At 35.0% G+C, this 11,593-nt stretch carries 11 protein-coding genes; 8 read left to right on the plus strand and 3 right to left on the minus strand.

The window, feature by feature from the left end; translation table 11 throughout:
* Window positions 1-1,088: 1,088 nt before the first annotated feature.
* On the minus strand, window positions 1,089-1,649 hold the full coding sequence (locus tag C1724_RS22805; RefSeq protein WP_102349058.1) for a hypothetical protein: 561 nt from the start codon (window positions 1,647-1,649) through the stop codon (window positions 1,089-1,091).
* 106 nt (window positions 1,650-1,755) lie between these two features.
* Here C1724_RS22805 and C1724_RS22810 point away from each other — a divergent pair, with 106 nt between their 5' ends.
* The 5 genes from C1724_RS22810 to C1724_RS22830 all read left to right on the plus strand — a co-directional run bounded on the left by C1724_RS22810 (window position 1,756) and on the right by C1724_RS22830 (window position 4,951).
* A complete protein-coding gene (locus tag C1724_RS22810) occupies window positions 1,756-2,670 on the plus strand; it encodes a phosphatidate cytidylyltransferase (RefSeq protein ID WP_102349059.1) in 915 nt (304 codons plus the stop codon).
* Window positions 2,671-2,797: 127 nt separating this feature from the next.
* Window positions 2,798-3,325: an acyl-CoA thioesterase gene (locus C1724_RS22815; RefSeq protein WP_102349060.1), complete on the plus strand. Its 528-nt coding sequence runs from the start codon at window positions 2,798-2,800 to the stop codon at window positions 3,323-3,325.
* A gap of 146 nt (window positions 3,326-3,471) precedes the next feature.
* Window positions 3,472-3,921 carry a DinB family protein gene (locus C1724_RS22820; protein WP_102349061.1) on the plus strand — a complete coding sequence of 150 codons (450 nt, stop codon included), beginning with the start codon at window positions 3,472-3,474 and terminating at the stop codon, window positions 3,919-3,921.
* A gap of 90 nt (window positions 3,922-4,011) precedes the next feature.
* A complete protein-coding gene (locus tag C1724_RS22825) occupies window positions 4,012-4,278 on the plus strand; it encodes a YciI family protein (RefSeq protein ID WP_102349062.1) in 267 nt (88 codons plus the stop codon).
* A gap of 46 nt (window positions 4,279-4,324) precedes the next feature.
* A complete protein-coding gene (locus tag C1724_RS22830; protein WP_102349063.1) occupies window positions 4,325-4,951 on the plus strand; it encodes a fumarylacetoacetate hydrolase family protein in 627 nt (208 codons plus the stop codon).
* Window positions 4,952-5,020: 69 nt separating this feature from the next.
* Here C1724_RS22830 and C1724_RS22835 read toward each other — a convergent pair whose 3' ends face one another.
* Window positions 5,021-6,244, minus strand: coding sequence for a hypothetical protein (locus C1724_RS22835; RefSeq protein WP_102349064.1), 1,224 nt, complete (start codon window positions 6,242-6,244; stop codon window positions 5,021-5,023).
* 403 nt (window positions 6,245-6,647) lie between these two features.
* Here C1724_RS22835 and C1724_RS22840 point away from each other — a divergent pair, with 403 nt between their 5' ends.
* The 3 genes from C1724_RS22840 (at window position 6,648) to thpR (ending at window position 10,944) form a co-directional block, all read left to right on the plus strand.
* Window positions 6,648-9,014: an Eco57I restriction-modification methylase domain-containing protein gene (locus C1724_RS22840; protein ID WP_102349065.1), complete on the plus strand. Its 2,367-nt coding sequence runs from the start codon at window positions 6,648-6,650 to the stop codon at window positions 9,012-9,014.
* 1 nt (window position 9,015) lies between these two features.
* The gene (locus C1724_RS22845) at window positions 9,016-10,236 is read left to right on the plus strand and encodes a DNA cytosine methyltransferase (RefSeq protein ID WP_102349066.1); all 1,221 of its coding nucleotides are present in this window, start codon (window positions 9,016-9,018) and stop codon (window positions 10,234-10,236) included.
* A gap of 135 nt (window positions 10,237-10,371) precedes the next feature.
* Complete coding sequence (gene thpR / locus C1724_RS22850) at window positions 10,372-10,944, plus strand: RNA 2',3'-cyclic phosphodiesterase (protein WP_102349067.1); 573 nt, start codon at window positions 10,372-10,374, stop codon at window positions 10,942-10,944.
* Window positions 10,945-11,249: 305 nt separating this feature from the next.
* Here the strand turns inward: thpR and C1724_RS22855 are convergent, their stop codons facing one another.
* Window positions 11,250-11,552, minus strand: a complete 303-nt coding sequence (locus C1724_RS22855) for a hypothetical protein (protein ID WP_142386587.1) — start codon at window positions 11,550-11,552, stop codon at window positions 11,250-11,252.
* Between the last annotated feature and the right edge of the window lie 41 nt (window positions 11,553-11,593).

The following is an 11,593-nucleotide window of genomic DNA, read 5'->3' on the forward strand; positions in this document are numbered from 1 at the left end:
TTCATAAGGCCGATGAAGAGTAAACGGAGCAAGAAAAAACGGTAGAAAGCACTTCATAAGGCCGATGAAGAGGAAAAGGAGCTAGAAAGAGCGGAAGAAACCTCTTCATAAGGCCGATGAAGAGGAAACGGAGCAAGAAAAAACGGTAGAAAGCCCTTCATAAGGCCGATGAAGAGGAAACGGAGCAAGAAAAAACGATAGAAACCCTTTCATAAGGCCGATGAAGAGGAAACGGAGCAAGAAAAAACGGTAGAACCCCCTTCATAAGGCCGATGAAGAGTAAACGGAGCAAGAAAAAACGGTAGAACCCTTTCATAAGGCCGATGAAGAGGAAACGGAGCAAGAAAAAACGGTAGAACCCCCTTCATAGTGCCGATGAAGAGTAAACGGAGCAAGAAAAAACGAAAGAACCCCCTTCATAGTGCCGATGAAGAGGAAACGGAGCTAGAAAGTGCGGAAGAACCCTCTTCATAAGGCCGATGAAGAGTAAACGGAGCAAGAAAAAACGGTAGAAAGCCCTTCATAAGGCCGATGAAGAGGAAAAGGAGCTAGAAAGTGCGGAAGAACCCTCTTCATAAGGCCGATGAAGAGGAAACGGAGCAAGAAAAAACGGTAGAACCCCCTTCATAGTGCCGATGAAGAGGAAACGGAGCAAGAAAAAACGATAGAAACCCTTTCATAAGGCCGATGAAGAGTAAACGGAGCAAGAAAAAACGGTTGAACCCCCTTCATAAGGCCGATGAAGAGGAAACGGAGCAAGAAAAAACGGTAGAACCCCCTTCATAGTGCCGATGAAGAGGAAACGGAGCAAGAAAAAACGGTAGAACCCCCTTCATAGTGCCGATGAAGAGTAAACGGAGCAAGAAAAAACGAAAGAACCCCCTTCATAGTGCCGATGAAGAGGAAACGGAGCAAGAAAAAACGGTAGAACCCCCTTCATAATCCCCATGATGAGGAAACCAATTGAGAAAGACCATGTGAATCCTCTTCATAAGTTAGAACCACAAAATAAAATAAACATCCAACACAAAGTGGATGCCTATCATTAAGATAAAATTTGATTAATTTTATAAATGTATTACTAAAACTCAATCGCCAATATTCTGTTCTTTGATTGGGGGATATTCAAATAACTTTCCTTCATAGACGAGCTTGAGGCGTTCGCTATTTCTAAAATCATCGGGTGTTACTAAGGCTGGTAGCTTATCCCATAACCGAATACCTGACCGGTGGAGGATTTCAGACACAAATTGCGAGCAAAAATACGAATTACTAAATTCAATAGGTTCATTTATAGAAACACCAACCACACCAAGAAGATTATATAGAAATTTACTTTGACTTCTTTTAAAAACATTCAATACCCGTCTCATTTTTTCAACTTCACGTTTTGTCACATCTAATTGATAGATTACGCAGGTGGTATTAGGATATTTGCTATAGGTCCCTGTCTTTATATCTTCCTTTACAAACCCACCATTTATTGGATTGTTAGGGTTTTTTCTACCGAAGCTATATAATTCATTTAAATCTTTATCAAATGAAATGGATGCATGGTTGTATGGGGCTTTTGTATATTTTTTAATGGACTTTGTAAAAAGAGTGCCGGTATCGGTTAATAATATATATACCACTTCGCTTGAATTCATGAAAATTCCCTCTTTAAAATTATTAAAATCTGTTCTAATCTGTATTATACAGTATGCGATAAAATGTAAAAAAGAAATAGTTTTTTTGAGTTGGGGGAGGGATTAAATGATTACAACGTTTTGGACGCTAGGGGTCATCTTTCTAGGATTATTGACTGTTAATATTGTATTTTATATTTTGAAAAAGAAAGAGCCAATGAAAAACTTTTCGACCATCTCACTTCGTGTAAAGACATGGTGGGGAATGTTCGGCGTTTTTTGTGCTGCAACATTATTCAATCCGATTGTTTCTTTGATATCATTGATGATACTTTGCTTTTTTGCACTTAAAGAATATTTTTCGATGATGAGAACAAGAAAGGCAGACCGCCGTTTATTTCTCTGGGCATATATAACAATCCCAATACAATTTTATTGGATCTATACAGGTTGGTATGGTATGTTCATCGTTTTTATTCCAGTGTATGTGTTTTTATTGCTCCCTCTTCCAAGATTAATAGGTAAAGGGACATTAGGATTTTTGCGCTCAGTAAGCTCGACCCAATGGGGCTTAATGCTAATGGTATTTGGATTAAGTCATTTAGCCTATTTTCAATTTGCAACCCCTGAGTATGGTGCAAATATAGTGTTGTTTTTAGTGTTGCTGACTCAAGTTAGTGATGTTGTTCAGTATTTGATTTCTATTTATTTTGGAAAAAGAAAAGTTGCGCCGACCGCAAACCCGTTCATTACATGGGAAGGTGCAATCGGGGCTGCAGTCATTACGACGTGTGTTTCGTATTTTATTTATCCATTTTTAACACCGCTTGATATAACATTTGGAATTCTTTCAGGACTAATTATTAGCTTAAGCGGTTTATTTGGAAGTTTGACAATTTCAGTATTAAAACGAGATTTATTAATCGGGGATAGTGAGAAATTTGAAAATCTAAAGGAAAGCTATCTAAATCGTGTCGATAGTTTGTCGTATACTTCACCTATCTTTTTCCATGTGATTCGCTATTTTTTTGATTTTATGTAAATAATGAATATAGAGTTTGAGCATTGCCGGTGAAGAATAAGTAGCCGACTTAGATTATGCGGTAAGAGTTGATTATGAAGTATTAATTTTTTCTTGCATTAAATTAATTAGTAAAAGGGGAACATTTATGAGTGAATCAAAATTTTGTAGAGAATCGTTTGTAGTCAAAACGAGTATTGTCTTTCCTTTAGACACCAATTCACATGGAACCATGTTCGGTGGAAAGCTAATGGCTTATATTGACGATGTGGCTGCCATTTCAGCAATTCGTCATTCACGTAAATCAGTTGTTACAGCATCTACAGATTCAGTGGATTTTCTTCATCCTATTAACGAAGGAAATTCAGTTTGTTTAGAAGCGTTTGTAACTTATACAGGAAGGTCATCGATGGAGGTATTTGTAAAAGTGATTGCAGAAAATTTGCTTACAGGTGAGCGAAATATATGTGCGCTTTCTTTTCTAACATTTGTGGCCTTAGATGAAGAAGGAAAGCCAACGCCTGTGCCGCAAGTTGTGCCGCAGTCTGAAGAAGAAAAAATGCTTCATCAATCAGCGATAAGCCGGGCAGAAACACGTAAAAAACGAAAGCTAGAAAACGAAAAAATGGCAAACATGTTTAGTGTGGATTTACCATGGGAACCTAAGCGAACTTAATATTAAGGATTTAAGCACACCCTAGTCTCGAGGGTGTTTTTTTATATCAATAAAAAGGTGATGGAATTTTATGACTTTTATGAAAATTAAACCGAATATCTAATATAATAGATCTATGATTCTCAAAATGAGAGGAGAAAGATATAGTGAAAATAATTAAAAGGATGTATGACCATGTAAACTGGGCAAATAGACGAATTAATGAAACATTGAACAGTTTTGAAGAGGATACCACTGAGCAAAGGCGGCTATTTGCCCATATTCTTCTTGCAGAGCGTGTATGGTTAACAAGAATTCATGGAAACGACAGCTCAAACTTAGCAATTTGGAATGATCTTACTGTTGATGAATGCAAAGCTTTAGCAGAACAAAATGAAAAAGATTATGCAGCACTTCTCGATAGCATGAAGGATTCAGACTTAGAGAAGATAATCCATTACAAAAATAGCAAGGGAGAGACGTTTCAGACCTCGTTGGGAGACATTTTAACCCATGTTGCGCTACACGGGCACTATCATCGCGGTCAAATAAATGCACTGCATAGACGTGGCGGATTGGAACCAGTTAATACGGATTATATTACGTTTGTAAGATAAAGAAGAATGGAAGGCAGGTAAATTCTAAATAAATAAAATGAGTAAATTGCTTAAAAATGGTAGTTTTAAAAACAAAAAGGGGGATTTTGAATGAAACATTTCGCAGTCATCTCTAGAATGCTTAATATTGAAATCAATAAACAATATCGGGAAGAGCATTTAGAGTATTTAAAAGAATTAGCTGCACAAGGTAAAGTTCTAGCAAAAGGTAGATTTACAGATGGTACAGGGGGGCTTGTAATTTATTTAGGAGAATCGCTCAAAGAAGTTACCGCACTAGTTGAAAATGATCCGTTTATAGCTCATGGCGCCCGTTCCTATGAAATTCATGAATGGGAAATGAAAATGCTGCGTTAATTTGAATGTTCATACGTAATAGAATCTTAAGGAGGCAGAAACGGTCATGGTAGATGATATAAGAAATATTTATTGTGTGGGACGGAATTATGGCTCTTTTGCTAAGGAAATGGGGAACAAGTTGACCGAACAGCCGATTATTTTCATGAAACCAACACACTCGTTAAAAAAAGTGAATGCAGCAAAAATAAAACTAGATGGAACCCGTGGAATCGTGAATGGTGAAGCTGAGATTGTTTTACATATTGGTCGATCATTTGAAAAAGGAATAGCTTTTCAGGATTTAGTTGATAAATTTACAATTGGCATTGATTTCACTTATCGCGAAGTTTTAAATAGTGTAAAAGAAAAAGGGCAGCCATGGTTACCTGCTAAAGGATTCCCAGGGAGTTCGGGAGTTGGTGAATTCAAAATCTTTACGAATGAATTGTTAGCGCAAGATTTTAAATTAATTCAAAATGGTCATATCCTACAAGTTGGGAATGCTCAACAAATGATTTTCTCCTTAGATAACATAATAGATTTTATTGGAGGCAATTATGGACTTCGTAAAGGCGATCTTATTTATACGGGCACCCCAGAAGGGATTGCGACCCTTCAGAATGGTGACACGTTGGAAGTTCAATGGGGAGAAAATAGTCTTGGAACATGCCAGATTACATTAAAAGTATAAACTTAAAATGGCGAGCTATATGAATAAGCTCGCCATTTTATTTTTACTAGCAGTATACAATTCTTAGTACTAATAAAAGATTCTTTTATTTCTTGCAAAAGCCAGCCATTGTATCATCACACCGATTAATAAGAAACAACTGGCTAGAAGTAGTGCTTGCGTATAAAATGGAATTCTAAATAGGTTCAACCATTGTGTGAATCCTTGAATAAAAAGAAAGATTTCATTTAATAAAAAACCGATAAAAAATACAATAAATCCATTCAAAGCCATGGCATCGTTTTTAATAATACCGGCCAATTGGTACAGTGTTAAAATGAAAATACTAACAAACCCCAGCAGTGTTAAATGCAAATAACCAATGACAATGCTTCTTGTATCATAAATTAAATTGGCCAATGCTGGTGAAATGAGTCCAAGTTCCATCGTGCTTTTGATTAGCAATAAAATTAATGTGATTCTTAAACAACTAATCGTTAAGGCTGTGAATTTTAGCACTAAAAGGTTCCATGAATTTTTTATAGCCATTAAGATTGCCAAAACTCCAAGCCACTGCCCAATTCCGCCAATTAAAGCAAGAATATAAGGCAATTCTCCCAAATCCACCCATAGTACACTTAAAAAATATCCAGGGAAAAGAGAAATGAAATACAACCAAAATCCTATAATCAACAAAAAGCTGTTCATAATAACTTTCTTTAAATGGACAATGGATATAAATAACCCAATTAAAAACAATGTAAGCCAGCCGTTATATTGAAAATGCAAATAAAAGTACATCGCCATATCAAAAAAATCAGTATCTTTTAAGCCATTAGCTGCAATAAAGCCAAGTGCATATGGTCCAATGGATGATAAAATTAAAACTAGTAAGGCGCCGTTCATAAATGCTTTTGCTGACTTAGGTATGTGTGAATGAATTTTTAATTGCCGATAGATGAATGCAGAAGCCCAATATTCAATAAAAATATGTAAAGTGGACATTATGATTGAAATTACGCCATAGCCTTGGTATAAAAACGCGATAAACATAAATACGGATGTAACGCATAACGCTAATGTAATGGTTATAGCTTGTTTCTTTTGAGTTATCGTCTTCCAAAAGATAGTTAAGAAAACAACAAACGCTCCAATAAACGCCCATCCTAATATCGCCAAATGTGAATGGCCGTGCAACACATTTGTATATGGAAGTATTGAGGTATGAAAAAAAACTGACCCTCGCATCCACAAACCTGATAATGCAGTGATAGCGAAGAATAAAAATGTAAAATGAATAAAAACTCTTGGCACGAATTGTTCACTCCTTAATTTTTAAGACACCCCCTTATCATATATAATTCAGGCGCAGAAATCACATGAAAAAATCACAATAATGTGAGAGGTTTGTGAGAAAACGGGGAAATCAAACTATTTGTTTGTCGAATTGGTCGAACTGGTTGATTTTTAGGAAGAGGTTAAACATAGAGCTGGAATAAATATTGTCTTATTATGCTCATTTAGAATGTTAATCATTCTAATACTTTCTTGGAATAAAAATTAATCAACTAAAAGCATTATCTTACTGCATTATGTATGAAAAGATTCAATAGAATGATATTATTTGTTATAATATTATACTCGTAGATTTAATTTATCTTAGACATTGAAATTATCGTACAACCGAAATCTGCTTAGGACAGAAGGGATCATACTAATGGATCAACATAAAATCATTCAAAGCTTTTATAAAACATATAAAAAACTCCATGAAGAAATCGAAAATAAAATTGGAAATAGCGTAAACCAATCCTACTATACTTCAATGATTTTAAATAGAGTCATGTTGCTTTTCTTTCTCGAAAAAAATAACATTCTCCCCGAGAAATATTTGGAAGAAAGCATTCAAAAAATAATTAAGGAAGAGCAGCATTTTCATGACTATTTACTTCAGCTTTTTCAGCTAATTAACACTGACTATTCTTTTCGAGAAGTAAAAAATGATCAGATTCCATATCTGAATTTCTCAATCCTCCAATTCTCAGAGGATGAAAATACTAGAATTGAAAACGAGTTATATGAACTAATTATTAAACGGTTTAGCAAATATAACTGGAGTTTAGAAGATAATTATGCAAAATCAACGATTACTCCGAAAATCCTCGGAAACGTTTTTGAAAAGTATATTAACCAAAAAGATTTAGGTGCTTATTACACGGAAGATGATACAACAACCTATATAACAAGTAATTCGGTTGTTGCCGCGATTATCAATAAATTAATAAATAAAGATTCATTTATTGAAACGATGTTTCAGCATGTTAAAGAATTTCCGGAACACTTTATTAAATTAAACGTAAATCTTCCATATAGCTATGAACAGAAACATTTACAGCTGACATACAGTCGAATAAAGAATGAAATTACTTCAACAAATCTTTGTTCGATCGAGCTATTACTTAAACATAATATCGACTTATTGTCGCTATTTAAATACTCGATTGAAAACATCGAAGAACCATCGATTCTAGAGGATCTTTACAAGTCTTTAGAAGGCGTAACAATACTTGATCCTACCTGTGGTACGGGGGCTTTTATTTTTACAGCACTTGAAACCTTGTTAGAGCTCCATATTGCTATTCATAAGCAAAAGTTGAATGTAGCTGATACGTCTTCTTCCACTGGCAATCCGGAATTTGAGATCATTAAACATTGTATCGAACACAACTTGTATGGTGTTGATATAATGGAGGAAAGTATTGATATCTTAAAAACAAGATTATCTCTGCGACTTTTACATTGCTATCGTGACAATCTAGATGCTTTCCCAGAAATCAAAACTAATTTTAAAAGCGGTAACTCATTAATTGGCGAAGTGGAAATGATAGATGACAATACAACTTTAGACCAATTAGATCTGCTTACATTTCAAAAATATCATAGCGATGAAATGGAATTGATAGAGCTAGAAGAATGGAAAAAGTCAGTTCTACCGTTTCATTGGAATTTTGAATTTTACGAGATAGTAAACACCGGTGGGTTTGATTGTATTATTGGGAATCCTCCCTATATTGAGTATGCAAAAGTGAAAAAGAACTATTATAAGGTGATGGACCTTGAAACGATCGATGCGGGCAATTTATATGCGTTTATCCTAGAAAAATCCTATCAATTGTTAAAGGAAAACGGTGTTTTGGGGATGATCGTGCCTATTTCAATTGTTTCCACTCCAAGAATGGCTTCGGTTCGATCTTTATTTAAAAATAATAGTAAGTACGTATTTTATGCGAACTTTGGTGATCGACCAGGTACACTATTTACAGGTGTACATCAAAAACTAACTATCATCATTAGTGAAAAAAGTAATACAAATCGTAACGCGGAAGTGTATTCGTCAAATTATATTCATTGGTATAAAGATGAGCGGGAAAACGTGTTTACTAATTTATATTTTTTACAAAATCCGTTTACAGAAACTGAAAACGATTTTTATTATAAAATCGCAGATCCAATCCAGGTTAGTATCTTAAATAAAATGAATGGTAACCAAAAATCTCTGGACGCTATTTTAAAAGAGGGTGGCCCTTTCCCTATTTATGTTAGTATGCGAATGACATTTTGGACAAAAGCATTTTTAACAGAAAAAGAGTCGAATGAATTTAAAACATTCGGATTCAACACCGAAACGGATAGTAAAGTGATCATGGCATTATTAAATTCATCGATTTTCTTTATGTATTGGGAATGTATATCCGATTGTTGGCATCACACTTCAAAAGAGTTTAAAAACTTTAAGTTTGATATCGACGAAATGAATGGCGATACAAAAAATGAGCTGGCTATATTAGCAGGTAGGTTAGAAACTGAGTTGGAATCTACAAAGGAATATATTGGTAGTGTGCAAACTGAATACGAATATCGTCATAAAAAGTGTAAAATGATTATAGATGAAATAGATAGGTTAATAGGGCATCATTATCGTTTAACACATGCAGAGATGGAGTATTTGAAATACTATCAGTTAAAATATAGGATGAGTGACGAAGTAGATTCTTACTTGGAGGCAATGGGAGGCGAAAATTAGCTTGAACGTTATTGATCTTTTTTCAGGAGCGGGAGGATTTTCAGCGGGATTTAAAAAAGCTGGTTATAACATTATCCTTGCGAATGAAATTGATACACAAATTGCAGAAACATATAAACGAAATTTTAGAGATACCCTCATGATGAATTATGATATCCAGCATCTAGTAGAGAACTTTGATGATTTGTTGAGTGAAGGCATAGCGGAGCTAAATGATGATCATTTAAAGGACCGGGTTACCGAGGGCTTGGAAAATATTGATGTTATTATCGGTGGGCCGCCGTGCCAAGGATTCAGTATGGCCGGGGGGCGAATTCGCAAGAAAAATGAATTCTTAGATGATCCACGTAACTACTTATTTAAATATTATTTTAAAATGATTCAAAGATTTGAGCCTAGTTATTTTGTGATCGAAAATGTCCCTGGCATGAAAAGCTTAAAAAATGGCATGATTTTAGAAGAAATTATTAAAACCTTTGAAGATAAAAGCAATTTCGAAAATGCCAACTATCAGCTGACAATGAAAGTTGTTTCGGCTGAAGAGTACGGCGTTCCTCAGGCTCGTAAAAGGTTCATAATTGTAGGTTCTAGATATGGGGAAGTGGACTTAGATAATGGGCTTGAAGTCGTTAAACAAGAAATGTTAAGGCGCGACGCACATCGATTTGACAAAGTGAATCTTCAAGAAGCGATTTCAGACCTGAATTATTTAAATCATTCTGAAGGTATGTTCGAACAGGATTATGTATTCGAACCCTCTAGCTCGTATCAAATGGCAAGACGAGCGGAGTCTTCGAAGTTATATAACCATCTTGCAACGAAACATAATGAGATTGCATTATCAAGGATGATGGAAATATTACCTGGACAAAACTTTAAAGATCTAGAAAATAATGAAGAAATTAAATCCGTTCATAGTGGTTCCTACGGCCGGTTAGAGTGGGATAAGCTAGCTACTACGATTACAACTAGATTTGATACACCATCTGCTGGACGAGTAATCCATCCAGAACGACATCGCGCGCTGACACCAAGAGAGGCCGCTAGAATTCAATCGTTTGATGATCATTTCGTATTTTATGGGAACAAGACATCTGTTGGTAAACAAATTGGCAATGCGGTCCCACCATTGTTAGCAGAGGTATTAGGAAACCTTGTAAAATACCATTATGCAATGCAAGTAAACAATAATAGTACCAAGTATCAGACTGTTGAGAGTTAATCAACGGTCTTTTTTTGTTTGGGCAAATCTGTTGTTCAACAATAGAGTATTACTTTCAATACTGGTAATTATAGTAATAGAGGTTATTAAGATAAATTGTGTTTAATCAAATTTAAATCTGGAGGTTTATCATATATGTCAACTAACCCACATTATTTTATAGCCATTCCATTACCATCATCACTCCAGGATTATTTTTCAATTTGGCAACATGAATTAAAGAACAAAATTTCTTATAAACAGTGGCCACATAAACAGGATTTACATATTACCTTAAAATTCCTAGGTGGAGTAGATGGTGAAAAGATACAGCAACTGCGCATAGAGCTTGCTGAAATTGAGGAGCTCTCGGAGTTTGATTTAACTGTAGGTAAAATTGGAAACTTTGGTAATCCTAGAAAACCTCGTGTGTTGTGGGCGGGGGTAGAACGAACAGAGCCTTTAGTTCAATTACAGAAAACTGTTGAATCTTGCGCACAAAAAGTAGGCTTCGCAAAAGAAAATAGGGAATACAATCCGCATATTACACTTGCAAAGAAATGGGCTGGTGAATCAAGCATTGATAATTTTTTTGAATTAACAGAGAGATATACTGAACAACAACAGCTGCATGTAGATGAAGTGGTGATCTATCAGATTTTTCCGAGTAAAAGTCCGAAATATGAGATTGTGCAGAGCTATAAATTGAAAACGATAGAGAAATCGTAAAGTGGACTCGAGGATTATTACTTATCATTAGTTTTTTTGATACGCGGACATCAGATCCGTTATTTCGTCAAAAAGGTGATTTTTTATAGTTTGAAGGACATTTGATTCCTTATTTTACAAAAATGAGGTTAATTTTGAACCTAATCGATAGAATAAAGGATCCTATGTCCGGAAAGTTCATTAATTTGCATCTTTTTATTATAATAAGTGACTGTATGTCCGCCAAAAAATGAGCAAATAGAAATTCCATCAAAGCTCATAACTAAAAAAGTCCTTCAGTTAAGACTCCTACGATCGTAGGAGTCTTAAATAGAAAGACTAATGTCACCATCTTCACTTATCTCGACAGTTGAGTAACTTTCAAACGTATCTATATTGCTAATTTCGTCTCTAACTGCACTAGCATGACTTTCAAGATAGTTTTGATAAACTTCGGGATCTTTCACAATATGATAATAGAAAACTTTTTTACCATCGCTTGTATCACTACTTCTCAGTAAAAACCTATCTTGGAATTGACTTTTAAACCATTTGCTAGCTTCGTCATGATTATCGAAATCAGGCATTTTCTCATAAATAGTCGTTATATCAAAATCCATGTCAGCCACCCCTTTTCTTCATAGATAGTATGTCCGTATAAAACTAACAA

The organism is Bacillus sp. Marseille-P3661, from assembly GCF_900240995.1.
In the GTDB taxonomy this organism is placed as follows: Bacteria; Bacillota; Bacilli; order Bacillales; family Bacillaceae_J; genus OESV01.